Below are 23,494 nucleotides of genomic sequence, written 5' to 3'. Positions count from 1 at the left end.
CTCTTTGCGAATGTATAGCGATATGACCTCCTCTTTGCGATCGTGGCCCGCCAGCGGGCAAAGAACCCGGCTGGCACGGCCGGCGGGCAGTGCCGACAGCGCGCTCATTGCTGCGCTGCCGCATCCGGGACAGCCGGTTTTGATCCTCACCGCCAGCGCGCAGGACGCGCAGCGGCTGCAGGCCGAGCTGCCGTTCTTCCGCCCCGAGCTGCGCATCGCCCTGCTGCCGGACTGGGAAACGCTGCCCTACGACCACTTCTCGCCGCACAGCGACCTGGTGTCGGAACGGCTGGCCACGCTGTGGCAAATCCGCAATGGCGAGTGCGACGTGGTGATCGCGCCGGTGTCCACCGTCATCACCCGCCTGTCGCCGGTCAGCTTTTTGCTGTCGCGCACCTTCTGGCTGAAGCAGAAACAGCGGCTGGACGTGGACAAGCTGCGCGCCGACATGGTCACCGGCGGCTACCAGCACGTGTCGCAGGTGGTCGCCCCCGGCGAGTTCTCCATCCGTGGCGGCCTGGTCGACCTGTTCCCGATGGGCAGCGCGCTGCCGTATCGCATCGACCTGTTCGACGACGAGATCGACAGCCTGAAGACCTTCGACCCAGACACCCAGCGCACGCTGTACCCGGTGCCGGAGATCCGCCTGCTGCCGGCGCGCGAGTACCCCACCGACGAGGCCGGCGTCACCGCCTTCCGCCAGCACTACCGCGAAAAGATGGAAGGCGACCCGAGCAAGAGCCGCATCTACAAGGACGTGTCCAACAACCTGTGGCCGGCCGGCATCGAGTACTACCTGCCGCTGTTCTTCGACGCCACCGCCACGCTGTTCGACTACCTCGGCACGGCCGCCGGCGTGATCGTGCACGGCGACGTGCAGGCCGAGGCGGAAGGCTTCTGGCGCGATGCACAGAGCCGCTACAACATGGCCGGCGGCAATCCGGAACGGCCGGTGCTGCCGCCGGGCGAGCTGTTCCTGCGCCCGGACGAGCTGATGGCGGCGCTGAAGCCCTACCCGCGCATCGAGCTGGTCAGCGACGGCGAGCCGCAGGGCGACTATCTGCCGCTGCCCGATCTCGGCGTCGAGCGCCGCGCCGACAACCCGCTGGCCAAGCTGGCCGGCTTCATCCAGCGCTACGGCGGCCGGGTGCTGATCGCCGCCGAGAGCCTGGGCCGCCGCGAGACGCTATTCCAGTTCCTGCGCGACAACGGCATCCAGCCGCAGCCGGTGGACAACTGGCAGCAATTCGCCGACGGCCGGCAGCCGCTGGCGCTGGCCGCCACGCCGCTGTTCAACGGCTTTGAAATCGCTGCGGCCAACCTTGCCATCGTCACCGAGGCCGAGCTGTACCAGCACATCGCGCGCAGCCACGGCAAGCGCCGCAAGAGCGCGGCCAGCTCCGATGCCATGCTGCGCGATCTGGCCGAGGTCAAGGTCGGCGACCCGGTGGTGCACGAGGCGCACGGCATTGGCCGCTACATGGGACTGGTGTCGATCGACCTCGGCGAAGGCCAGACCGAGATGATGCAGCTGGAGTACGCCGAGGGCGCCACGCTGTACGTGCCGGTGTCGCAGCTGCAGCTGATCAGCCGCTACGCCGGCCGCGCCAGTGACGAGGTCACCCTGCACCGGCTGGGCAACCCGGCCTGGGACAAGGCCAAGAAAAAGGCCGCCGAGAAGGCGCGCGACACCGCCGCCGAGCTGCTGAACCTGTACGCGCAACGCGCGGCGCGCGAGGGCCACGCGTTCACGCTGAGCCACCACGACTACGACGCCTTCGCCGCCGGCTTCGGCTTCGAGGAAACCGTCGACCAGGCCAGCGCCATCGAGGCGGTGATAGCCGACATGACCGGCGGCCGGCCGATGGACCGGCTGGTGTGCGGCGACGTCGGTTTCGGCAAGACCGAGGTCGCACTGCGCGCCGCCTTCGTTGCGGTGATGGGCGGCAAGCAGGTGGCGGTGCTGGTGCCGACCACCTTGCTGGCCGAGCAGCACTACCAGAACTTCTCCGACCGCTTTGCCGACTGGCCGGTGAAGGTCGCCGAGCTGTCGCGCTTCAAGAGCGCGAAGGAAGTGAAGCAGGCGATGGAGGGGCTGGCCGCCGGCACGATAGACATCGTGATCGGCACCCACAAGCTGGTGCAGCCGGACGTGCACTTCCACAACCTCGGCCTCGTCATCATCGACGAGGAGCACCGCTTCGGCGTGCGCCAGAAGGAGCAGCTGAAACGTCTGCGCGCCAACGTAGACGTGCTGACGCTGACCGCCACGCCGATCCCGCGCACATTGTCGATGGCGCTGGAAGGCCTGCGCGAGTTCTCCGCCATCACCACCGCGCCGTCGCGCCGGCTGGCGGTGAAGACCTTCGTCAGCCCGATCAGCAACGGCGTGATCCGCGAGGCGATGCTGCGCGAATTCAAGCGCGGCGGGCAGGTGTTCTTCCTGCACAACGAGGTGGACACCATCGAGAACATGCGCGAGAAACTGGCCGAACTGGTACCGGAAGCGCGCATCGGCGTCGCCCACGGCCAGCTGCGAGAACGCGAGCTGGAGCAGGTGATGCGCGACTTCCTGCAAGTGCGCTACAACGTGCTGTTGTGCTCCACCATCATCGAGACCGGTATCGACATCCCCAACGCCAACACCATCCTGATCAACCGCGCCGACAAGTTCGGCCTGGCGCAGCTGCACCAGCTGCGCGGCCGGGTTGGCCGCAGCCACCACCAGGCCTACGCCTACCTGCTCACCGGCGACGGCATGACGCGCGACGCGCAGAAGCGGCTGGAGGCGATCCAGGCGTCCGAGGAGCTGGGTTCCGGCTTCTATCTGGCGATGCACGACCTGGAAATCCGCGGCGCCGGCGAGGTGCTGGGCGAAGGCCAGTCCGGCGAGATGCAGGAGGTCGGTTTCAGCCTGTTCACCGAGATGCTGAAACAGGCGGTGCGCGACCTGAAAAAGGGCCGCGAGCCGGATCTGGACGCGCCGCTGGGCGTCACCACCGAGATCAACCTGCACAGCCCGGCCCTGCTGCCGGACGAGTACTGCCCCGGCGTGCACGAGCGCCTGATCATCTACAAGCGCCTCGCCACCTGCGACACCGACGACGAGATCGACACCATCCACGAGGAGCTGATCGACCGCTTCGGCCTGCCACCGCAAAGCGTGAAGACGCTGATCGAAAGCCACCGCCTGCGGCTGGCGGCGAAGGTAATTGGCGTCCAGAAGCTGGACGCCAGCGAGGTCGCGCTGCAGCTCACCTTCATCAAGAACCCACCCATCGACCCGATGAAGATCATCCAGCTGATCCAGACCAAGCGTAACTACAAGCTTGCCGGCCAGGACAAGCTGCGCGTGGAAAGCAGCATCCCGGACGTGGCGATGCGCATCGTGCGGGTGAAGGAGTTGCTGAAGGAACTCGGCTGAGCGAAAACCGGCACAGTGTCCGCCTCTTGCGGCCAACCTTGTCGACAAGGTTGGCCGCAACGCTTTTGGGCGGCGGCCGGCGCATTTTTAGTTACAAAGCATGAAATGCAAAACAACGCACCCGCAATGAATTGTTTGGCGAATCAACGGGCTGGTGCCACATTCATCGCCTATAACGACGGAAGGAATACACCAGCCCGGCGACACCCAGCCGCCAGCCGTGAGCCACTTCTCCCTTATGCCGCGTCATGCCGCTCGCGCTCGGGTGGCCGGGTTGGTGTCATTCCACTCCCTTCAGGAGAGCCGTTTCCCCTTATCCCCACGCCATCCTCCCCCTGTTGCCCGCCCTGATCCGCCAGCGGCCCCGGCCCTGCCCTTTTCCCGCACCACCGGACGCTGCACGGCAACAGTGCGATGTACCGGATGGCAAGCCATTCAGGAGAACATCATGCAAGTTCGCAAACTGGGCGTCGCACTTGGCGTCGCCCTGTCGCTACTGGCCGGCTGCACCACCACCGGCGGCGGCCACCTCACCACCACGCAGGCCAACCGCGACGCCGCCAGCATCGCCAACGAGAAGCGCGAGATCGACAGCGCCTACGACAGCACCCTGACGCGGCTGTACAGCAATGCGCACGGCTCGCAGGAGCTGGTGGCCAAGGCCAAGGGCGTGCTGGTGTTTCCGTCGGTGATCGCCGCCGGGCTGGTTGTGGGTGCCGAGTACGGCAAGGGCGCGCTGCGCATGGAAGGCAAGCCCGCCGGCTACTACCAGACCGTCAGCGGCTCCTTCGGCTGGCAGATCGGCGCGCAATCCAAGGCGGTGGTATTCCTGTTCATGACCCAGGACGCGCTCGACAAATTCCGGCGCGGCAACGGCTGGACCGTGGGCGCCGATGCCTCCGTCGCGCTGCTCAATGTCGGTGCCAACGGCGAGATCGACCTCAACACCGCGATGCAGCCGGTGATCGGCTTTGCGATGACCAACAGCGGGCTGATGGCCAACCTGACGCTGGAAGGCACCCGCATCACCCGACTGGACATGTAGCCGCGCAGCCATCCTCCGTAGTAGCACGCGTTGCGGCCAACCTTTGAGTACAAGGTTGGCCGCAACGCGTTGGCCCACGCCGCATCGGCCCGATACCATACCGCCTCTTCGGTCCTGGCATGCGCAGCGCGCCAGGCGCAGGCCCGATAAGGACGACGATGCCGCCATGCCGCTACCGCGCTTTGAAACAGTGCCATAATGTGTCGCCAACGCCACCGAGCGGCCGATTTCCCGACCCCGGCCTGGCCAGCCTTTCCCACAGGAGCCCCCGCATGCAGACAGCCCCGCCCGACATCAAACCCTGCCACGCCTGCCGCGACGCGGCGCCGCTGGGCTTTGACTTCACCATGGCATTCCAGCCGATTGTCGATATCCGCGATCGCAGCGTGTTTGCCTATGAAGCACTGGTGCGCGGGCGGGATGGCAGCGGCGCGGCCAGCATCCTGGGGCAGGTCAACGAGCACAACCGCTACGTGTTCGACCAGTCCTGCCGCGTGAAAGCGGTGGAGCTGGCCGCCAAGCTGGCGATTCCCTGCTTTGTCAGCATCAACTTCCTGCCCAATGCGGTGTATCAGGCCGCGACCTGCATCCGCACCACGCTGGCGGCGGCGCAGCGCTTCAACTTCCCCACCAACCGCCTGCTGTTCGAGATCACCGAGAGCGAGCAGATGGTGGACAAGACCCACCTGAAAAGCATCATGGCGGAGTACAAGCGCCAGGGCTTCCAGACCGCGATCGACGATTTTGGCGCCGGCTATTCCGGGCTCAATCTGCTGGCGGAATTCCAGCCGGACATCATCAAGCTGGACATGGCGCTGGTGCGCAACATCCACCTGGATCTGGTGCGGCAGGCCATCGTGAAGGGGATCATCGGCGTGTGTCAGGCGCTGCAGATCGAGATCATCGCGGAGGGCGTGGAAAGCGAGGACGAGCTGGCCTGGTTGCAGGCACAGGCGATCCACCTGTACCAGGGCTACCTGTTCGCCAAGCCGGGCTTCGAACAGCTGCCGGCCATTCACTGGCCGACCGGCAGCACGCCCGCGGCCTGAGCCTCACGAGCCATCACCACCACTTGCGGCCAACCTTTGAGTACAAGGTTGGCCGCAGGCGTTCAGCGCTGCGTCAGCCGGATCTCGCTGGCAATGGCGGCATCCAGCCGCTGCATCAGCGCGTCGCCGACACGGCGGCTGCACAGGATGTGACGAGTGTCGCCGGCGCCGACGTCGGAAAACACCAGCAGCTGCAGCGCACCGTGGCCGGATTCGCCGCTGGTGAGCAGCATTTCCGCCTCTTCGCGGGTAGCGAACATGGCGTCGGCACGGCCGGCCGCCACCATACGCAGCAGCTGCGGCTGTTCCATGGTGCTGTAGTTGATATCGGCCTTGGCCATGCCCAGCTTGCTCTGCACGTAGCTGCCGTAGCTCAGCCCGTCCTTGTACAGCAGGTGCAGGCGTTCATTGGCCAGTACCTGTTCCAGCGTGCTGCCGGCCGCCGGCAGCAAGGGGCTGCGCGCGATCAGCACCACGCCGCGATCCTGGTATATCGTGCGGCTGAACAGCGCGTAGGCCTGTCGCTGCGGGGTGCGGAACCAGCCGACGGCGCAGTCGTCGCCGCCATTGGCGCGCAACAGGGCAAGCTGGCGCTTGGCCGGCGTCAGCGCCCAGCGGACCGGGATGCCGGCGCGGACAAAGGCGCGCCGTGCGCGATCGGCGGTCAGCCCGCCGACGCCGCCGTCCGCCTGCCGCACCATGAACGGCGGCCGCTCGTAGTAGTGCAGCGTGACCGGCGGCTGTGCCGCCACCGGCCACGCCGCCATAGCCAGCAGCAATACCAAGCCGCGCCGCAGTGTCTGTTTCATCCCGTTCCCCGTCCGTCACACGGCCAAGCATGATCGCATAAAATGCGGTCGACATGGTTCAGCCGGCGCACTGCCGCCGGTCTCGCCCGCCGCCGCGTGCCAGGGTTGGCCGCACGCCAGGGGCACAGCTGCCAGCGTCGTTGCCGTCCCCGCCTTGCAGTCCGCCGGCAAAAGGGCATCCCGCCGGCTACCATCCAGATAAAGCCGTCCCCGCTGCCGCACCCAAAGGAGCCGCGATGCACCACTCCCACCTCATCCCAAGCGCCGAGCTGGAAGAAGACGAAGACGACGACAGCAAGAAGGTGCCGCTGTTCCGCCGCTACGAAACCCAGGGCGTGATCCGCCAGATCTCGTTCTACCTGTCCGGCGAGATCGGCGCGCCCATCCACTACACCGACCTGCTGTACACGCTGCGCAGCACCAGCGAATCCGACATCATTTTCCTGCACCTGAACACCCAGGGCGGCAATTTCGACACCGGGCTGCAGATCATCAACAACATCGCCGCCAGCCCGGCGCACGTGATCACCATCCTGGAAGCGCGCGCCTACTCGATGGGCGCGCTGATCTTCCTCGCCGGTGACGAGCTGATCGTGCACGACACCTGCCAGCTGATGTTCCACAACTACTCGTCGGCGCTGATCGGCAAGGGCAACGAGCAGCAGGCGCAGGTGATGGCCAGCGGCAAGTGGTTCGAGAAGGTGATGCGCCACGTGTGCATGCCCTTTCTCAGCGCGGAGGAACTGGAGCGCATCTTCCGCGGCGAGGACATCTGGCTCGATACCGACGACATCCGCCGCCGTCTGCACCGCATCCAGCAAGGGCTGCCGACCACCGCGCCGCGCAAGCCGCGCGCCAAGAAAAGCGAGTGAACAAGGATACCGGCCGTGGCAAGGTTGGCCGCAGGCCGGGGCGGCTCAGGACGTGTTCACAATCACGCCAGCCAAGGCGAAAACGGCTGGAGAAGCGGCATTTATCCAGAGATAAACCAGCATGCCGAAGCCGTACTCACCGTGTAACGTTTCACGAAACGCAGCAGATCGTGAACAGGTTCTCAGGACACGCCGGCCGCCGGTAGCCGCTCGCCCGCCTGGGCAGTGGCGCCCTGCTCCAGCCAGCGCTGCGCCGCCGCCGGCAACGGGATGTGATCGCGCGCGATGCTCTGCAGCAGCAGCTGCCGGTCGCGCTCGTCACCCAGCCGCTGCTGCCAGTCACGGGCACGCTGCGCCCGCCGCTGCCAGCGTTTGCCCAGCAACTTGCCGCCGGCCTCAATCTGATAACGCAAGCGCTTGGCCAACAGCCGCAGCCGGTGCGCCAGCGCGGCATCGTCCGGCTGGCGTTGCCAGTCGCGCCGGGCGCGGCGATAGCGGCGCCGCGTCTGCAGCAGCGCCCGTCGCAGCGTGCGCCGCAGGCGCCGGTTGCGACGGGCGAGCAGCGGCACGCAGGCACGCCGCAAGGCCGGCAGCAGCCGATCCAGCACTTTCGCCTGCTGCTGCAAGTCCAGCCGTCCGGCCTGCAGCGCCGTCACTTCACGCCAGCGCCAGGCGGCAAAGGCCTGGCTGTCCGCTTTCCCCGCCGCCTGTTGCAGCAGCGCCAGCCGCACCTCGCGGTCGCGCCAGTCGTTGCCGGCACAGGCCAGCTGCCGCAACTGCGCCGACAGCCGTAGCAGCGGCGCGGCCCCCGACAAGGCGCCGAGGCCGCGCAACAGGCTGCGCAGCTGGCGCAGGCCGATGCGCAGCCGGTGCAGCGCCTCGCCATTGTCGGCCGCGCCCAGTTGCTGCCGCGCCAGCAGGATGTCGCGGCCATAGCGGGCGAGGCGTCGTTTCAGGATGCGGCGGGCAGAGGCGGACATGGCGCGGGCTTTCGGCTGGCTGTTGCTATGTAGCGTAGTACAGCCGCGCCGTCACGACAGGCGGGATACGCCACAAGGCACTGCGGCCAACCTTGCCGTGCAAGGTTGGCCGCAGTCGCCTCGGGCGCGGTAAAACTCAGTGGCCGGCGCCGGCCAGTGGCGTGCCGATGCCGGTGGCTGCATTGAACACCGCCCGCTGCCGCAGCAGGCGCGCGATGGTGGCCTTGTCGCGCTCGCCGTTGATGCTGGTCACCACCAGCTGGCCGCGCTTGCCCAGCTGGCCGGCGGCGTCGTAGTAGGCGCCGATCACCGACAGCCGGCCGGCCTCGACCTCGCCGCCGTAGAGCAGCACCGCCGCCTCGACCTGGTTGTCGAGGTTGTCCAGCTGCGCCGAAAGCGGCGTACCGCCCTTGTCGACATTGATGCTCAGCAGCGTGGCTTGCTCGGCCAGCGGCAGCGCCGAAAAATCGCCGCGCGCGGTGTTGACCGCCTTGCAGTCGGCACTGGCCAGCACCAGCAGCAGCGGCGTGCGCAGCTGGCGCACCGCGTGGCTGACGCCCGCCTCGCCCAGCAGCAACTGGTTGCCGGGGTTCTGCACCAGGTAGAGCGCGCCCTGCGCGCCGTGGCGCGGCGCACCGTCGGCGCAGGCCAGCACCGTCAGGCGCGGCGACTTGCCTGCATGCGCGGCAGGCGGCAACAGCCGTTTGCCGAGGGCGGCGGCGGCGCGCAGCGACGGGGCCATCGCCGGCTGGCGCGCCGGCGCAGCATGCTGCTGACGCTTGGCCGCCGGTTTGGCGTAGTGCACCGCCTGTTGCGGCAGGCGCCGTGGTGGATGGTAGACCGGCACCGGCGGCGACAGCGGCCGCATCGACGGTGACAGTTTCTCGTGAGCGGCTTCAGGGGCTGCAACAGCCGGCTTGGCGGCCTCGGGCGCGACCGCACCGTGCGCGATGACCGGCGTCTGCGCCAGCGACAGCGCCGGCAGCAACAGGCCGCAAGTGGCGGCAAGCGCCGCGAGATAAGACGTCATGAAGAACCACCGCTGAATAATGCCAAAACGCAAGGGTAATACACTATCGCCCGGCGGCAAACTCAGGCGGTACTCCGCTTGCTCTGGCTCAGCATCACCCCGCCCAGTACCAGCAGGCAGGCCAGCCACTGCCAGCCGTTGAGGCGCTCGTCCAGCAACAGGCCGGCCAGCAGCAGGGTGAACACCGGGATCAGGTTGATGAAGGCCGCCGCCATCGCCACCGGCACCTTGGACACCGACCAGGTGTACAGGCCGTAGGCGCCAAGGGTGATGAAGGCGCCAAGATAGACTACCCAGAACACCGCGTCGGCCGGGAACGCCTGCGGCCAGCTGGCCCACGGCGTCAGCAGGCTGACGCCGAACCACACGCAGCCCATCACCGTCTGGATCGCGGTGATCGCCAGCGCGGAGTAACGGCTGGACAGCTTCTTCGCCATCAGCACGTAACCGGTGGCGCAGACCATGGCGAGAAACTCCAGCGTGTTGCCCAGCAGCGGGTTGGGCGCCGCGGCCGAGGATTCGCTGGTCAGCGTCAGCCACGCCACGCCCAGCAGCGAGATGGCGATGCCGCACCAGGCGCGCCGCCCCAGCTTTTCGCGCAGGAACAGCAGCGCGCCCAGCGCAGCCAGCACCGGCAGCGTGGCAGTGATCAGCCCGGCCTGCGAGGCGCTGGTGTACAGCAGCGCCTGCGCCTCGAACAGGAAATACAGGCACGGCTCGCACAGGCCGAGCAGCAGGATCCACTTCCAGTCGCCGGCGCGGTAGTGCCAGCGCGTGCCCTGCCACGCCATCAGCGGCAGCAGCAGCGCGGTGGCGATCACCATGCGGCAGAACAGCACGAACAGCGGGTCGAACACCTGGAACACCGTTTTCAGGGCGATGAAGGAACTGGCCCACAGCAGCATGGCCGTGGTCAAGGCAATATAGGGCAACATGGTTTTCCGTCTGGCAGCCGGCGCGGCCGCAAAAAAAATGGCCGACATGGGCGGTCGGCCATAGGTCACACTGGAGTGCATCAACCGTCGCGCAGGTTGCGAAACCATGACAGCGAGGTGAACGACAGCTTAATCCCGCGTTACACTACTGAACACCATAAGATGCTAAACAGATTGTTCTGCAATGAAAACAACACCAACGCTTTCGCCTGACGCGCTACTTGCTTTCGATGCCCTCGCCCGTCACGGCAGTTTCACCGCCGCCGCCGAGGCGCTGCACTGCGCCAAGAGCCGCATCAGCCAGCTGATCAAGGAACTGGAACAGGAACTGGGCACCGTGCTGGTGCTGCGCAATACCCGCCGCGTGGCGCTGACCGAAAGCGGGCAGCGGCTGGCCGCCCACGCCACCCGCCTGCGCGAGCTGCTGGACAGCGTGCGTCACGACATCGAACAGGCGCGCGACAGTGTGGAAGGCGTGCTGCGCATCGGCTGCTCCGCCGGCCTTGCGCAACAACTGCTGGGGCCGCTGCTGGCGGAGATGACCGTGCTGTACCCGGCGCTGCGCATCGAACTGGTCGTGGAAAACCGCATCCAGGACCCGGTCGGCGAGGGGCTGGATTTTACCCTGCGCACGCGCAATGTCCACGACGACCGGCTGGTGGCGCGCCCGGTGGGCCTGGTGTGGGAGGCGCTGTACGCCAGCCCGGACTATCTCGCGCAGCACCCGGCGCCGGCCAGCACCGAGCAGCTGCACCAGCACCGCCTGATCAGCAACGCCTACTACGGCAAGCAGGGCAGCGAATGGCGACTGGCCTGCGACGACACCAGCGCCACCGTCAGCATCTGCCCGTCGCTGGTGGTAGACCAGTACGCAGTGGTGTCCAGCATCATCCAGGCCGGGCACGGCATCGGCCTGTTGCCCAGCTACATGGCCAGGCCGCTGCTGGAAAAAGGCGACATCGTCGCGGTGTTGCCGCAGTGGCGCGCCGCCGGCTGGCCGGTGTTCCTGGTGTTTGCCTACCACCAGCCGATGCCGCGCAAGCACCAGGCCTTCATCTCCTTCATCATCCCGCGGCTGCAGGCGGCGCTGGACGGGATTTGACCCAGACCAAGGTTGGCCGCAAGGCGGACTGCTACAGTCGGCCCCGACTTTATTCGGTACAAGAGGCTAAACATGGTCGAACAAGCTGATCTGTTCATCGTCGGTGGCGGCATGGTCGGGGCGGCGCTGGCCGCGGCGCTGGCCGACACCGGCCGCCGCATCGTGGTGCTGGAACAACAGGCGCCCGCCGCCTTCGATCCGGCCAGCGCGCCGGACCTGCGCGTGTCTGCCATCAGCCCGGCATCACGGCAACTGCTGTCCGCCATCGGCGCCTGGCCATCTATCGAGGCGATGCGCAGCGCGCCGTACCGGCGCATGCTGGTGTGGGAAAACGACGAGCAGGAAGGCACGCTGTTCGACGCCGCCGAGCTGGGCGAGGCCGAACTGGGCCACATCATCGAGAACCGCATCGTGCAGCTGGCCTGCCAGCAGGCGCTGGCGCAGCACGACAATGTCGAGCTGATCTGCCCCGACCTGCTGCAATCGCTGAGTGAACGGGGCGACCACTGCCTGGTGACACTGGGCAGCGGCCGCCAGTTTGCCGCCAAACTGGTGGTCGCCGCCGACGGCGCCCAGTCCGCCGCGCGCCGGCTGGCCGGCATCGGCATCAACAGCCACGACTACCCGATGCACGCCTTCGTCGCTACCTTCGCCATCGAGGGCGGCGAGCGCGACATCACCTGGCAGCAGTTCACCGCCGACGGCCCGCAATCGCTGCTGCCGCTGCCCGGCGACTACGCGTCGCTGGTGTGGTACCACCAGCCGGCACGGGTGCGCGAGCTGGAAACCCTCAGCGAAGCGGCGCTGATCGCCGCCTTCCAGCGCGAATTCCCCGCGCGGCTGCCGGTATTGCGCCAGCTGGTCAGCCGCGGCAGCTTCGCCCTCACCCGCCGCCACGCGCAGCAGTACCATCGCGGCCGCGTGGTGCTGGCCGGCGACGCCGCACACACCATCCATCCGCTGGCCGGGCAAGGCGTCAACCTCGGCTTCCAGGACGTGCAGGCACTGTCCGCGCTGCTGCACGAGGCTTTCCGCCTGGAGCAGGATCCGGCGGCACCGGCGCTGCTGCAACGCTACCAGCGCCAGCGCATGTTGCCCAACCACGCCATGCAGCGACTGATGGATGCTTTCTGCTACGGCTTCGGCAACAGCGCGCCGCCGCTGCGCCTGCTGCGCAACCTGGCGCTAAAGCTCGCCAACCGCCCAGGCAGGCTGAAACAGGAAGTGGTGCGCTACGCACTGGGCCTGTCACCGCTGGCACGCGGCCTGCGCATCGGCCTGCCCGGCAAATGAAAACACGCTGCGGCCAACCCTGGCCGCAGCGTGTTCTTGCTGCGCGATAACCGCCAGCACCAAACAAAAAGCCCTTTGACGAGTCAAAGGGCTTTTCTCAACAAGACAACCAGACTGAATTACTTCAGTTTGATTTCCTTGTACAGAACATGCTTGCGAGCAACGGGATCAAATTTTTTGATCTCCATTTTCTCAGGCATCGTACGCTTGTTCTTGGTGGTAGTGTAGAAGTGACCGGTACCTGCGGTCGATTCCAGCTTGATCTTGTCGCGCATGGCTATTCCTTATTGTCGATTTCGTCGGTCGAAAAATTACAGCTCGCCGCGAGCACGCAGGTCGGCCAGAACGGCGTCGATGCCTACCTTATCGATGGTACGCAGTGCTGCGTTAGAAATACGCAGACGCACCCAACGATTTTCGCTCTCTACCCAGAACTTGCGATATTGCAGGTTAGGCAGAAAACGACGCTTAGTCTTGTTATTGGCGTGGGACACATTGTTCCCGGTCATCGGACGCTTGCCGGTGACTTTGCAAACACGCGCCATGGTTCATCACTCCCAAAAGCCGGTAAAAGGTAAACTTATACCATATTAAGAAGCCATTCGACAAGACGGCGCCCTGTCGGTCATGGAACCCGACAGTATCACCCGCCATGCGTGAGCGGCTAAAAGAATCCGCAATAATACAACAAGGCTACGGCGCACGCACGCTTTAATTGTCATGAAACGCAGCCACCGCGAACAACTGTGGCTTGCACCACAAAAACCGGCGGCACCCGCCCGGCGGAGCAGCGGCAAGTAATTGCAGACAAACGGCAAACAGTCGCGCATTGCCCATTCAAAAAAGTGCGGCTTTCGGTTAAAATCACAGATTCCAACAGAGTTGCATTCCCATGACCAAGTACATCTTCGTAACCGGCGGTGTGGTGTCCTCCCTCGGCAAGGGCATCGCCGCTGCGTCCATCGCCGCTATCCTTGAGTCTCGCGGGCTTAAAGTCACCATGCTGAAGCTCGACCCTTACATCAACGTCGATCCGGGCACCATGAGCCCGTTCCAGCACGGCGAAGTCTTCGTGACCGAAGACGGTGCGGAAACCGACCTGGATCTGGGTCACTACGAGCGCTTCATCAAAGCCAAGATGAAGAAAAGCAACAACTTCACCACCGGCCAGATCTACGAATCCGTGATCACCAAGGAACGCCGCGGCGACTACCTCGGCGGCACCGTGCAGGTGATCCCGCACATCACCGACGAGATCAAGCTGAAGGTACGCGAAGGCGCCGGTGACGTGGACGTGGCCATCGTGGAAATCGGCGGCACCGTGGGCGACATCGAGTCGCTGCCGTTCCTGGAAGCGATTCGCCAGATGCGCTCCAACCACGGTCGCAAGAACACCCTGTTCGTGCACCTCTCCTACGTGCCTTATATCGCCACCGCCGGCGAAATCAAGACCAAGCCGACACAGCACTCGGTGAAGGAGATGCGCGAGATCGGCATCCAGCCGGACATCCTGCTGTGCCGCATGGACCGCGAACTGCCGGAAGACGAAAAGCGCAAGATCGCGCTGTTCTGCAACGTGGAAGAGAACGCGGTGATCGGCTGCTACGACGCCGACTCGATCTACAAGGTACCTGGCATGCTGCACGCGCAGGGTATCGACGACATTATCTGCGAACAGCTGCAGCTGGAGCTGCCGAAGGCGGACCTGTCGGTGTGGAACGGCATCATCGACGCCATCGAGCATCCGCAGCACGAAGTCAACATCGCCATGGTCGGCAAGTACGTCGACCTGACCGAATCGTACAAGTCGCTGACCGAGGCGCTGAAGCACGCCGGCGTGCACACCCGCACCAACGTCAACATCATCTACGTCGACTCGGAAGAGATCGAGCGTGACGGCGCCGAATCGCTGAAGAACATGGACGCCATCCTGGTACCGGGCGGCTTCGGCAAGCGCGGCGTGGAAGGCAAGATCAAGGCGGTGAAATTCGCCCGCGAGAACAACATCCCTTACCTGGGCATCTGCCTGGGGATGCAGATCGCACTGATCGAGTACGCCCGCGACGTGGCCGGCATGGCTGGCGCCAACTCCACCGAGTTCGACCTCGAAACCGACTACCCGGTAGTGGCGCTGATCGACGAGTGGGTCAACCACGACGGCAAGATCGAGACCCGCGACGAGAACTCCAACCTCGGCGGCACCATGCGCCTGGGCAGCCAGCAGTGCGACCTGACCCCGGGTTCGCTGGCGGCACGCGTGTACGGCAGCACCGAGATCACCGAGCGTCACCGTCACCGCTACGAAGTGAACAACCACTACGTTGGCCGCCTGCAAGAAGCCGGTCTGACCATCAGCGGTCTGTCCGCCGGCCACGAAAAGCTGGTGGAAACCATCGAGCTGGGCAACCACCGCTGGTTCTTCGCCTGCCAGTTCCATCCGGAATTCACTTCCACCCCGCGTGACGGCCACCCGCTGTTCATCGCCTACGTCAAAGCGGCGCTCGCCTACCAGGCTGACACAGCCAAGGCTTGATGCCATCCAGGGTTGGCCGCAGCACTGCGGCCAACCCTGCTTCCAGCTGAAGGACACACACCATGAAACTCGCCGGATTCGAAGTCGGCCTTGACCAGCCGCTGTTCCTGATTGCCGGTCCCTGCGTGATCGAGAGCGAACAGATGGCGCTGGATACCGCCGGTCAGCTGAAGGAAATCACCAGCGAACTGGGCATCAACTTCATCTACAAGTCCAGTTTCGACAAGGCCAACCGCTCGTCCGGCAAGTCGTTCCGCGGCTTCGGCATGGAAGAAGGCCTGCGCATCCTGGCCGAGGTACGCCGCCAGATCGGCGTGCCGGTGCTGACCGACGTACACACCGAGGAACAGGTACCGCACGTTGCCGCCGTCGTCGACGTGCTGCAGACCCCGGCCTTCCTCGCACGCCAGACCGACTTCATCCGCGCCGTCGCCGTGTGCGGCAAGCCGGTGAACATCAAGAAGGGCCAGTTCATGGCACCGGGCGACATGAAACACGTGATCGACAAGGCGCGCGAAGCTGCGCTGGAAGCCGGTCTCGACCCGGACAGCTTCATGGCCTGCGAACGCGGCGCCTCCTTCGGCTACAACAACCTAGTGTCCGACATGCGTTCGCTGGCGATCATGCGCGAGACCGGCTGCCCGGTGGTGTACGACGCCACCCACTCGGTACAGCTGCCCGGCGGCCAGGGCACCAGCTCCGGCGGCCAGCGCGAATTCGTGCCGGTCCTGGCGCGCGCCGCGGTAGCCACCGGCATCGCCGGCCTGTTCATGGAGACGCATCCGGACCCGGCCCGCGCCATGTCCGACGGCCCCAACGCCTGGCCGCTGCCGCACATGAAAACCCTGCTGCACACGCTCAAGCAGATCGATGCGCTGGTCAAGGGTCAGCCATTTGCCGAACAAGCGCTGTAACAGGTTGATTTCACGGCCAACCTGTTGCAAGGTTGGCCGCACCGTACTCCGGTTTGACTAACCAAGATCCCCTGAAGGAAACATTCATGAGTTCGATCATCGACGTGATTGCCCGCGAAATCCTCGATTCCCGTGGCAACCCGACAGTTGAAGCCGACGTCTTGCTGGACTCCGGCGTGATGGGCCGCGCCGCCGTACCGTCCGGCGCCTCCACCGGCGAGAAAGAAGCACTGGAACTGCGTGATGGCGACAAGGGCCGCTACCTCGGCAAGGGCGTACTGAAAGCCGTTGAGAACATCAACACCGAAATCTGCGAAGCCATCATCGGCCTCGACGCTTCCGACCAGGCCTTCATCGACAAGACCCTGATCGAGCTGGACGGCACCGAAACCAAGTCCCGCCTCGGCGCCAACGCCATGCTGGCCGTATCGATGGCCGTGGCCCGCGCCGCCGCTGAAGATGCCGGCCTGCCGCTGTACCGCTACCTCGGCGGCGCCGGCCCTATGGCCCTGCCGGTACCGATGATGAACGTGATCAACGGTGGTGCCCACGCCAACAACACCCTGGACATCCAGGAATTCATGATCCTGCCGGTCGGTGCCGCCACCTTCCGCGAAGCGCTGCGCTGCGGCGCCGAGATCTTCCACGCGCTGAAGAAACTGTGCGACAGCAAGGGCTACGCCACCACCGTCGGTGACGAAGGCGGCTTCGCGCCCAACCTGACCAGCCACGAAGAAGCGATCACGCTGATTCTGGAAGCCATCGACGCCGCCGGTTACGTTGCCGGCCAGGACGTGATGCTGGCGCTGGACTGCGCCTCCTCCGAGTTCTACAAGGACGGCAAGTACCACCTGACCGCCGAAGGCCTGTCGCTGACCTCCGAGCAGTTCACCGACTACCTGGAAACGCTGGCCGACAAGTACCCGATCATCTCGATCGAGGACGGCATGAGCGAGCACGACTGGAACGGCTGGAAGATCCTGACCGAACGTCTGGGCGACCGCGTGCAGCTGGTCGGCGACGACCTGTTCGTGACCAACCCGGCCATCCTGGCCAAAGGCATCGAAGGCGGTCTCGCCAACTCGCTGCTGGTGAAGGTGAACCAGATCGGTACCCTATCCGAGACCCTGAAAGCCGTCGACCTGGCCAAGCGCTCGCGCTACACCAGCGTGATGAGCCATCGTTCCGGCGAAACCGAAGACAGCACCATCGCCGATCTGGCTGTAGCGACCAACTGCATGCAGATCAAGACCGGCTCGCTGTCGCGCTCCGACCGCATGGCCAAGTACAACCAGCTGCTGCGTATCGAAGAAGAACTGGGTGATGCTGCCTGGTACCCTGGCCGTGCCGCCTTCTATCACCTGAAGTAAGCAATGCGCAAGCTGACCCTGACGCTGATTGTCCTGATCGCTGCCCTGCAATGGCCACTCTGGCTAGGCAAGGGCAGCTGGCTCAGGGTCTGGCAACTCGACTCCCAGGTCGAGGAACAACGTGCGGCCAACGCAGTCCTGGTTGGCCGCAACGCCGCACTCGACGCCGAAGTGCGTGACCTGAAGCAAGGTTCTGCTGCAATCGAAGAGCGTGCACGAAATGAACTTGGTATGATCCGGAACAACGAGGTGTTTTTCCAGCTACTGGACAATAGCACCGCCTCGCAGGCTCAATAACCGGGCGGCTCCGGCCTCCCCTGCAGGCTCAAAAAAACATAATGGTTGCTCATAAAAGCCCCCGGGTCTGGTCCATGACGACGCACAATCCTATCGACACCGCACGCGAAACGCTGAAACAGCTAACACAACGCAAACTCCTCCCGACTCCCGACAATTTCGAACGCGTTTACAGCGAAATCATGGGCGTGCCCGCCGATGCCCGCACCAACAAGCTGGCCGACCTGCTGCTGCGCGCCTACGAGAGCCTGCCGGCGGATGAGCCGTCCAGCAAGATCGGCATCGCCAAGCTGCGCCGCGCCATCGACGACGAAAAATGGGAGCTGGTACCGCAGCTGACGCTGGAACTGGCCGAACTCAACGGCCGCAAGCGCCAGCTGGCGCAAAACTGGGGCAACCTGATCCAGGACCTGATGAAGGCCTGGGAAATCCGCAATCCGGCCCTGAGCCAGAACTACAAGCAGTCGGCGCTGGAACGGGTGCTGCTGTCCTTCGGCAACGCGCCGGACGAACTCAACGAAAAGCTGCACAACCTGGTGAAAAGCTGGCTGCAGCCGGCCGATAGCCAGGGCGGAACGCCGGAAGCGGGCAACCTGCCGGAAGCGGGCACCCTGCCGGCCGCCGGCAACGCCGGGCCGGTAGCGGCCACCGCCAGCGAGGCCGACGACGCCGAGCGCTGCCAGGCGTGGAAGGATGTGCTCGACTACACGCTCAAATTCGGCATCGAGCCGCGACTGGTGCACTACCCGGAACTGTCCCAGCACTTCAGCGATACCCGCACCGCGCTGGACAGCATCCACAGCAGCCGCGACGTCGACAACTTCTTCCCGCAGCTGCGCAGCTTCCTGATCCGGCTCGAACTGCAGTCGCACGATGACGAACGGCTGGTTACCGGCCTGTCCAACCTGATGCAGCTGATGCTGCAGAATGTCGCCGAGCTGAACCAGTCCGACAGCTATCTGGTCGGCCAGATCAGCGGCCTGCAGCAGATCCTGGCGCAACCGAACATCTCGATCCAGCACCTCTACCAGCTGGAAGCCAGTCTCAAGGAAGTGATCCACAAGCAGGGCAAGCTGAAGCACTCGCTGGACGAGGCCACCAGTTCGCTGCGCGCGCTGCTGGACACCTTCCTCGACAAGCTGTCGCTGATGAGCAGCAGCACCGGTGACTTCCAGCAACGCCTGCACCGCCACAGCGAAAGCATCCGCGGCACCCAGGACGTCAAGCAGCTGAACGACATCCTGCAATCGCTGCTGAGCGACACCGCCAGCATGCAGACCAACCTCAGCACATCGCACGGCGAACTGCTGGCCGCACGCAACGAGGTGCACAGCGCACAGCAGCGCATCAGCGAACTGGAACAGGCGCTGGAAGCTGCCAGCGCCAAGATCAAGGAAGACCAGCTCACCGGCGCCTACAACCGCCGCGGCCTGGAAGAACACTTCGAGCGCGAGATCAGCCGTGCCAAGCGCAATGGCCAGCCGCTGTCGGTGGCGCTGATCGACGTCGACAACTTCAAGCAGCTGAACGACCGTTACGGCCACCTGACCGGCGACGACGTGCTGAAGTATCTGGTGGAACTGATGCACCGCTCGCTGCGCAGCTCCGACATCGTCGCCCGCTTCGGCGGCGAGGAGTTCGTGGTGCTGCTGCCGGAAACCGGCATCAACGAAGCGGTGGAACTGGTGCAGCGCCTGCAGCGCGAACTGACCAAGAACTTCTTCCTCGCCAACCAGGACAGGCTGGTAGTCACCTTCAGCGCCGGCGTCGCGCAGTGGCATCTCGGCGAGTGCGATAGCGACGTGATCGAGCGTGCCGACGGCGCCATGTACCGCGCCAAGCTGGCCGGCAAGAACCGTACCCTGTCGGCGGAAATGCCCTGACCTTTCCCGACGGGCGGCCGCACCGATGCGTGCCGCCCGCCACAGCCCCCAGCCGTAAACAAATCATCCCAAGGTTGGCCGCAAGCCTGTCCCGCTAGTCCCAGTAGCCCGGGCTGCTGTAGCACGCCTTCAGGTGATCGATGAACAGGCGCACCCGCCCCGGCAGGAAGCGCCGCTGCGGCACCACCGCGTACACCGGGTAATCCGGCGACGAGAAACGCTCCAGCACCGTCACCAGCCGCCCGTCCGACAGATCGTCCTTCACCTCCCACAGCGAACGCCACGCCAGCCCCAGCCCGGCCAGCGCCCAGTCGTGCAGCACCGCGCCGTCGTTGCACTCCAGCACGCCGCGCACGCGCAGGTTGAGCAGCTCGCCGTCGACCTTGAAGGTCCAGCCGCGGCTCTGGCTCTCGCCCAGCGACAGGCAGTTGTGGCCGGCCAGGTCTTCCAGCGTGCGCGGGATGCCGTGCCGCGCCAGATAGGCCGGCGATGCCACCACCACGCGCCGGTTCTCCGCCAGCCGCACCGCCACCAGCGAGGAATCGGCCAGATCGGAAATGCGGATCGCGCAGTCGATGCGGTCGCGCGCCAGATCCACCAGCCGGTCGGACAGGTCCAGCGTGACGCGCAGGTCAGGATGCGCCTGCTGGAAGGAGGCGATGTGCGGCGCGACATGACGGCGGCCGAACCCGGCCGGCGCCGACAGCCGCAGGTGGCCGCGGGCACGACCACTGCCGGAGGCCACCGCCGCCTCGGCCTCGGCCAGCTCGGCGAGAATGCGTTGGCAATCCTCGAAAAAGGCGCTGCCCTCCTGCGTCAGGGTCACGCTGCGCGTGGTGCGCACCAGCAGCTTGACCCCCAGCCGCTCCTCCAGCGCATCCAGGCGCCGGCCTATCATCGCCGCCACCACCCCCTCTTGTCGCGCCGCCGCCGACAGGCTGCCCAGATTGACCACCGCGACAAAGGTTTCCATCTGCTTCAGCACCGGGCATTACCTCACAAAAAGTAAAATATGTTTAGCGATCTTACCGGATTTTCCCGCACTGCCACATGCTAAACTGCCATCGCAAAGCAAGCAGTTGCTAAGCAAGATCGCAAATAAAAATAGAAACTTGCCGCACCACCCGACAAGCCCAGGAGAGAACACCCATGACGCAGGTTCTGCCGCAAGGCGTGGACATCAACGCCCCGGTCAGCGGCGCGTTTGCCGCCATCCTCACCCCCGAGGCGCTGGCCTTTGTCGCCGCGCTGCACCGCCGCTTCGAGCCGCAGCGCCGCGAACTGATGCAGCGCCGCCAGCAACGCCAGGCCAGCCTTGATGCCGGCACCCTGCCCGACTTCCTGCCGGAAACTACCGCCATCCGCCAGGGTGACTGGCAGATCGCGCCGCTGCCGGCCGACCTGCACGACCGCCGCGTCGAGATTACCGGCCCCGCCGAGCGCAAGGTGATGATCAACGCGCTGAACTCCGGCGCCGGCGTGTTCATGGTCGATTTCGAGGATGCGCAATGCCCGAGCTGGAACAACCAGCTGCAGGGGCAGATCAACCTGCGCGACGCCTGGCGCAAGACGCTGAGCTACCACGGCCAAGACGGCCGCCACTACCGTCTCAACGACAACATCGCCACACTGATGGTGCGCCCGCGCGGCTGGCACCTGCCGGAAAAACACCTGCTGGTCGACGGCCAGATGGTCAACGGCGGCCTGTTCGATTTTGCGCTGTCGTACTTTCACAATGCCGCCGCCCTGCACGAACTTGGCCGCGCGCCCTACTACTACCTGCCCAAGCTGGAGTCGCACCTTGAAGCGCGGCTGTGGAACGATATTTTCATCTGCGCCCAGGAGTGGCTGCGGCTGCCGCGCGGCAGCATCAAGGCCACGGTGATGATCGAGAACATCCTCGCCGCCTTCGAGATGGACGAAATCCTGTACGAGCTGCGCGAGCACAGTGCCGGGCTGAACGCCGGTCGCTGGGACTACATCTTCAGCTGCATCAAGCACTTCCGTCACAACCGCGAGTTCTGCCTCGCCGACCGCGAGCGCATCACCATGCGCGTGCCCTTCATGCGCTCCTACGCGCTGCAGCTGATCAAGACCTGCCACCAGCGCGGTGCGCCGGCCATCGGCGGCATGTCGGCGCTGATCCCGATCAAGCACGACCCCAGCCGCAACGAGCTGGCGCTGGCCGAAATCCGAGCCGAAAAGGAACGCGACGCGCGCGACGGCTACGACGGCGGCTGGGTCGCCCACCCCGGACTGGTGCCGCTGGCGCACGAGGCCTTCCGCAGCGTGCTGGGTAGTGCCGTCCACCAGTGGCAACGCCGGCGCGACGATGTGCTGATCACCGCCGCCGACCTGCTCAACTTCCAGCCGGAAACACCGATCTCCGAGCAAGGCCTGCGCAACAACATCAACGTCGGCATCCAGTACCTCGGCGCCTGGTTCAGCGGCAACGGCTGCGTGCCTATCCACAACCTGCTGGAAGAGGCCGCCACCGCCGAGATCGCCCGCTCGCAGATCTGGCAGTGGATACGCAGCCCGAAAGGGGTACTGGACGACGGCCGCAAGGTGACGCTGGGCCTGTTCCGCGACCTGGCCGCCGACGAGATCAACAAGCTGCGCGCCGAGTACGGCAGCCGCTGGCGCCGCCAGTTCGAGGACGCGGCGCAGCTGTTCGACCTGCTGGTCAGCAGCGACGAGTTCATCGATTTCCTGACCCTGCCCGGCAACGAGTATCTGGACTGAGGCGCCGCCCTGCCCATTTTGATAGCAAAGAGCGTCCAGGCCCCGTTATGGGGCCTTTTCGCTTCGCAATGCCGCAAGTGGTGGCAGATTGCTCCCCATGTATACAATATTTGAAATATTATTGCTTTGCACAAACTGAAATTCGCGGTGTTTTGCAATATCATTGCGCGAAAGCTGCATTCCCAAGTCAACAATACCATCCGGAACCAAAGGTATCGCCATGATGAACTTCCCTCGCCGCACTGTATTGGCCGCGCTGCTGGCCGCCAGCCTCAGCCCGTTCGCCACTGCCGCCGACATGAAATCCGTCGCTGTCACCGCCATTGTGGATCACCCGGCGCTGGATGCCGCGCGCAAGGGCGTGGAAGACGAACTGAAGGCGGCCGGCTTCGAGGCCGGCAAGCAGATCAAGTACCAGTACCAGAGTGCACAGGGCAACCCGGCCACCGCCGCGCAGATCGCCCGCAAGTTCATCGGTGACGGTCCGGACGTGATCGTGGCCATCGCCACCCCGAGCGCGCAGGCAGCCGTCGCCGGCACCCGCAGCATTCCGGTGGTGTTCACCGCGGTGACCGACCCGGTCGCCGCCAAGCTGGTGAAGAGCTGGAAAGCCGGCAACGGCAACGTTACCGGCGTGTCCGACATGCTGAAGCTGTCGTCGCAGGTTGACCTGATCGCCAAGGTGAAGCCGGGCGCCAAGCGCGTCGGCATGGTGTACAGCCCGGGTGAAGTGAACTCGGTGATCGTGGCCAAGGAACTGAAGGCCGAGCTGGCCAAGCGCGGCATGACCCTGGTGGAAGCCCCGGCGGCACGCACCGTGGACGTGGCCCCGGCCGCCAAGAGCCTGATCGGCAAAGTGGACGTGATCTACACCAGCACCGACAACAACGTGGTATCGACCTACGAGTCGCTGGTCGGCGTGGCACAGCAGGCCAAGATCCCGCTGGTAGCCGCCGATACCGATTCGGTGAAGCGTGGCGCCACCGCGGCGCTGGGCCAGAACTACTACGACATCGGCCGCCAGACCGGCAAGCTGGTGGTACGCATCCTGAAAGGCGAGAAGCCAGCAACCATCGCGCCGCAGGTCGGCGAGAAGCTGTCGCTGACGCTGAACCAGGGCGCCGCGCAGAAACAGGGCGTCACCCTGTCGCCGGCCCTGCTGAAGGAAGCCAAGGAAATCATCAAGTAATGCCAACGTTGGCCGCAACCACCG

The 23,494-nt window shown here is 65.2% G+C and carries 21 protein-coding genes; 13 read left to right on the top strand and 8 right to left on the bottom strand.

Annotated features, from left to right (window positions below; translation table 11 throughout):
* The first annotated feature begins 22 nt into the window (after nucleotides 1-22).
* The 3 genes from mfd to PQU96_RS02280 all read left to right on the top strand — a co-directional run bounded on the left by mfd (nucleotide 23) and on the right by PQU96_RS02280 (nucleotide 5,518).
* A complete protein-coding gene (mfd, locus tag PQU96_RS02290; protein ID WP_272770640.1) occupies nucleotides 23-3,424 on the top strand; it encodes a transcription-repair coupling factor in 3,402 nt (1,133 codons plus the stop codon).
* Between the two features lie 448 nt (nucleotides 3,425-3,872).
* Entirely contained in the window at nucleotides 3,873-4,469 is a 597-nt protein-coding gene (locus tag PQU96_RS02285; RefSeq protein ID WP_272770639.1) for a BPSL1445 family SYLF domain-containing lipoprotein, read from the top strand.
* Nucleotides 4,470-4,741: 272 nt separating this feature from the next.
* On the top strand, nucleotides 4,742-5,518 hold the full coding sequence (locus PQU96_RS02280) for an EAL domain-containing protein (protein WP_272770638.1): 777 nt from the start codon (nucleotides 4,742-4,744) through the stop codon (nucleotides 5,516-5,518).
* 62 nt (nucleotides 5,519-5,580) lie between these two features.
* On the opposite strand, the gene PQU96_RS02275 is transcribed toward PQU96_RS02280, so the two are convergent.
* The gene (locus tag PQU96_RS02275; RefSeq protein WP_272770637.1) at nucleotides 5,581-6,327 is read right to left on the bottom strand and encodes a substrate-binding periplasmic protein; all 747 of its coding nucleotides are present in this window, start codon (nucleotides 6,325-6,327) and stop codon (nucleotides 5,581-5,583) included.
* 236 nt (nucleotides 6,328-6,563) lie between these two features.
* Between PQU96_RS02275 and PQU96_RS02270 the strand changes: the two genes are divergently transcribed.
* Nucleotides 6,564-7,199: a Clp protease ClpP gene (locus tag PQU96_RS02270; protein WP_272770636.1), complete on the top strand. Its 636-nt coding sequence runs from the start codon at nucleotides 6,564-6,566 to the stop codon at nucleotides 7,197-7,199.
* 182 nt (nucleotides 7,200-7,381) lie between these two features.
* Here the strand turns inward: PQU96_RS02270 and PQU96_RS02265 are convergent, their stop codons facing one another.
* From PQU96_RS02265 to PQU96_RS02255, 3 genes are all read right to left on the bottom strand, one after another.
* Nucleotides 7,382-8,179, bottom strand: a complete 798-nt coding sequence (locus tag PQU96_RS02265) for a CHAD domain-containing protein (protein WP_272770635.1) — start codon at nucleotides 8,177-8,179, stop codon at nucleotides 7,382-7,384.
* Nucleotides 8,180-8,315: 136 nt separating this feature from the next.
* Entirely contained in the window at nucleotides 8,316-9,209 is an 894-nt protein-coding gene (locus PQU96_RS02260; protein WP_272770634.1) for a hypothetical protein, read from the bottom strand.
* A gap of 62 nt (nucleotides 9,210-9,271) precedes the next feature.
* Nucleotides 9,272-10,144, bottom strand: coding sequence for a DMT family transporter (locus PQU96_RS02255; protein WP_272770633.1), 873 nt, complete (start codon nucleotides 10,142-10,144; stop codon nucleotides 9,272-9,274).
* 184 nt (nucleotides 10,145-10,328) lie between these two features.
* Between PQU96_RS02255 and PQU96_RS02250 the strand changes: the two genes are divergently transcribed.
* Nucleotides 10,329-11,246, top strand: coding sequence for a LysR family transcriptional regulator (locus tag PQU96_RS02250; RefSeq protein ID WP_272770632.1), 918 nt, complete (start codon nucleotides 10,329-10,331; stop codon nucleotides 11,244-11,246).
* 72 nt (nucleotides 11,247-11,318) lie between these two features.
* Nucleotides 11,319-12,539 (top strand): FAD-dependent monooxygenase, encoded by a 1,221-nt coding sequence (locus PQU96_RS02245; protein ID WP_272770631.1) that lies wholly within the window; start codon nucleotides 11,319-11,321, stop codon nucleotides 12,537-12,539.
* Nucleotides 12,540-12,658: 119 nt separating this feature from the next.
* On the opposite strand, the gene rpmG is transcribed toward PQU96_RS02245, so the two are convergent.
* Together rpmG and rpmB are read right to left on the bottom strand one after the other, a co-directional pair.
* The gene (gene rpmG, locus PQU96_RS02240; protein ID WP_047967345.1) at nucleotides 12,659-12,814 is read right to left on the bottom strand and encodes a 50S ribosomal protein L33; all 156 of its coding nucleotides are present in this window, start codon (nucleotides 12,812-12,814) and stop codon (nucleotides 12,659-12,661) included.
* A gap of 36 nt (nucleotides 12,815-12,850) precedes the next feature.
* Nucleotides 12,851-13,084, bottom strand: coding sequence for a 50S ribosomal protein L28 (gene rpmB, locus PQU96_RS02235; RefSeq protein ID WP_026107616.1), 234 nt, complete (start codon nucleotides 13,082-13,084; stop codon nucleotides 12,851-12,853).
* A 347-nt stretch (nucleotides 13,085-13,431) separates the two neighbouring features.
* Here rpmB and pyrG point away from each other — a divergent pair, with 347 nt between their 5' ends.
* The 5 genes from pyrG (at nucleotide 13,432) to PQU96_RS02210 (ending at nucleotide 19,536) form a co-directional block, all read left to right on the top strand.
* Nucleotides 13,432-15,072: a CTP synthase gene (gene pyrG / locus PQU96_RS02230; RefSeq protein ID WP_272770630.1), complete on the top strand. Its 1,641-nt coding sequence runs from the start codon at nucleotides 13,432-13,434 to the stop codon at nucleotides 15,070-15,072.
* A gap of 62 nt (nucleotides 15,073-15,134) precedes the next feature.
* A complete protein-coding gene (gene kdsA / locus PQU96_RS02225; RefSeq protein ID WP_272770629.1) occupies nucleotides 15,135-15,986 on the top strand; it encodes a 3-deoxy-8-phosphooctulonate synthase in 852 nt (283 codons plus the stop codon).
* Nucleotides 15,987-16,072: 86 nt separating this feature from the next.
* A complete protein-coding gene (gene eno, locus PQU96_RS02220) occupies nucleotides 16,073-17,356 on the top strand; it encodes a phosphopyruvate hydratase (protein ID WP_272770628.1) in 1,284 nt (427 codons plus the stop codon).
* Nucleotides 17,357-17,359: 3 nt separating this feature from the next.
* Nucleotides 17,360-17,653 (top strand): cell division protein FtsB, encoded by a 294-nt coding sequence (ftsB, locus tag PQU96_RS02215; protein WP_272770627.1) that lies wholly within the window; start codon nucleotides 17,360-17,362, stop codon nucleotides 17,651-17,653.
* A gap of 74 nt (nucleotides 17,654-17,727) precedes the next feature.
* The gene (locus tag PQU96_RS02210) at nucleotides 17,728-19,536 is read left to right on the top strand and encodes a GGDEF domain-containing protein (RefSeq protein ID WP_272770626.1); all 1,809 of its coding nucleotides are present in this window, start codon (nucleotides 17,728-17,730) and stop codon (nucleotides 19,534-19,536) included.
* 94 nt (nucleotides 19,537-19,630) lie between these two features.
* Here the strand turns inward: PQU96_RS02210 and PQU96_RS02205 are convergent, their stop codons facing one another.
* Nucleotides 19,631-20,509: a LysR family transcriptional regulator gene (locus PQU96_RS02205; RefSeq protein ID WP_272770686.1), complete on the bottom strand. Its 879-nt coding sequence runs from the start codon at nucleotides 20,507-20,509 to the stop codon at nucleotides 19,631-19,633.
* 176 nt (nucleotides 20,510-20,685) lie between these two features.
* Between PQU96_RS02205 and aceB the strand changes: the two genes are divergently transcribed.
* Nucleotides 20,686-22,281, top strand: coding sequence for a malate synthase A (gene aceB, locus PQU96_RS02200; protein ID WP_272770625.1), 1,596 nt, complete (start codon nucleotides 20,686-20,688; stop codon nucleotides 22,279-22,281).
* A gap of 45 nt (nucleotides 22,282-22,326) precedes the next feature.
* On the opposite strand, the gene PQU96_RS02195 is transcribed toward aceB, so the two are convergent.
* Nucleotides 22,327-22,503: a hypothetical protein gene (locus tag PQU96_RS02195; RefSeq protein WP_272770624.1), complete on the bottom strand. Its 177-nt coding sequence runs from the start codon at nucleotides 22,501-22,503 to the stop codon at nucleotides 22,327-22,329.
* Here PQU96_RS02195 and PQU96_RS02190 point away from each other — a divergent pair.
* Nucleotides 22,502-23,470 carry an ABC transporter substrate-binding protein gene (locus PQU96_RS02190; RefSeq protein ID WP_272770623.1) on the top strand — a complete coding sequence of 323 codons (969 nt, stop codon included), beginning with the start codon at nucleotides 22,502-22,504 and terminating at the stop codon, nucleotides 23,468-23,470. The two genes, PQU96_RS02195 and PQU96_RS02190, sit on opposite strands and share 2 nt — an antisense overlap.
* The last annotated feature ends 24 nt before the right edge of the window (nucleotides 23,471-23,494 follow it).

Source organism: Vogesella margarita, from assembly GCF_028548475.1.
Classification (GTDB): Bacteria; Pseudomonadota; Gammaproteobacteria; order Burkholderiales; family Chromobacteriaceae; genus Vogesella; species Vogesella margarita.
Note: the sequence above shows the minus strand (reverse complement) of the source record. Positions and strands in the feature narration are given on the sequence as shown.

What these genes read in the sequence shown, in the direction of transcription:
- rpmB (WP_026107616.1), bottom strand. Translation starts at nt 13,084, where the DNA reads ATGGCGCGTGTTTGCAAAGTCACCGGCAAGCGTCCGATGACCGGGAAC.
- PQU96_RS02285 (WP_272770639.1), top strand. Translation starts at nt 3,873, where the DNA reads ATGCAAGTTCGCAAACTGGGCGTCGCACTTGGCGTCGCCCTGTCGCTA.
- PQU96_RS02260 (WP_272770634.1), bottom strand. Translation starts at nt 9,209, where the DNA reads ATGACGTCTTATCTCGCGGCGCTTGCCGCCACTTGCGGCCTGTTGCTG.
- PQU96_RS02205 (WP_272770686.1), bottom strand. Translation starts at nt 20,509, where the DNA reads ATGGAAACCTTTGTCGCGGTGGTCAATCTGGGCAGCCTGTCGGCGGCG.
- ftsB (WP_272770627.1), top strand. Translation starts at nt 17,360, where the DNA reads ATGCGCAAGCTGACCCTGACGCTGATTGTCCTGATCGCTGCCCTGCAA.
- PQU96_RS02210 (WP_272770626.1), top strand. Translation starts at nt 17,728, where the DNA reads ATGACGACGCACAATCCTATCGACACCGCACGCGAAACGCTGAAACAG.
- eno (WP_272770628.1), top strand. Translation starts at nt 16,073, where the DNA reads ATGAGTTCGATCATCGACGTGATTGCCCGCGAAATCCTCGATTCCCGT.
- PQU96_RS02245 (WP_272770631.1), top strand. Translation starts at nt 11,319, where the DNA reads ATGGTCGAACAAGCTGATCTGTTCATCGTCGGTGGCGGCATGGTCGGG.
- PQU96_RS02280 (WP_272770638.1), top strand. Translation starts at nt 4,742, where the DNA reads ATGCAGACAGCCCCGCCCGACATCAAACCCTGCCACGCCTGCCGCGAC.
- PQU96_RS02275 (WP_272770637.1), bottom strand. Translation starts at nt 6,327, where the DNA reads ATGAAACAGACACTGCGGCGCGGCTTGGTATTGCTGCTGGCTATGGCG.
- aceB (WP_272770625.1), top strand. Translation starts at nt 20,686, where the DNA reads ATGACGCAGGTTCTGCCGCAAGGCGTGGACATCAACGCCCCGGTCAGC.
- kdsA (WP_272770629.1), top strand. Translation starts at nt 15,135, where the DNA reads ATGAAACTCGCCGGATTCGAAGTCGGCCTTGACCAGCCGCTGTTCCTG.
- pyrG (WP_272770630.1), top strand. Translation starts at nt 13,432, where the DNA reads ATGACCAAGTACATCTTCGTAACCGGCGGTGTGGTGTCCTCCCTCGGC.
- PQU96_RS02270 (WP_272770636.1), top strand. Translation starts at nt 6,564, where the DNA reads ATGCACCACTCCCACCTCATCCCAAGCGCCGAGCTGGAAGAAGACGAA.
- mfd (WP_272770640.1), top strand. Translation starts at nt 23, where the DNA reads ATGACCTCCTCTTTGCGATCGTGGCCCGCCAGCGGGCAAAGAACCCGG.
- PQU96_RS02195 (WP_272770624.1), bottom strand. Translation starts at nt 22,503, where the DNA reads ATGGCGATACCTTTGGTTCCGGATGGTATTGTTGACTTGGGAATGCAG.
- PQU96_RS02250 (WP_272770632.1), top strand. Translation starts at nt 10,329, where the DNA reads ATGAAAACAACACCAACGCTTTCGCCTGACGCGCTACTTGCTTTCGAT.
- PQU96_RS02265 (WP_272770635.1), bottom strand. Translation starts at nt 8,179, where the DNA reads ATGTCCGCCTCTGCCCGCCGCATCCTGAAACGACGCCTCGCCCGCTAT.
- rpmG (WP_047967345.1), bottom strand. Translation starts at nt 12,814, where the DNA reads ATGCGCGACAAGATCAAGCTGGAATCGACCGCAGGTACCGGTCACTTC.
- PQU96_RS02190 (WP_272770623.1), top strand. Translation starts at nt 22,502, where the DNA reads ATGATGAACTTCCCTCGCCGCACTGTATTGGCCGCGCTGCTGGCCGCC.
- PQU96_RS02255 (WP_272770633.1), bottom strand. Translation starts at nt 10,144, where the DNA reads ATGTTGCCCTATATTGCCTTGACCACGGCCATGCTGCTGTGGGCCAGT.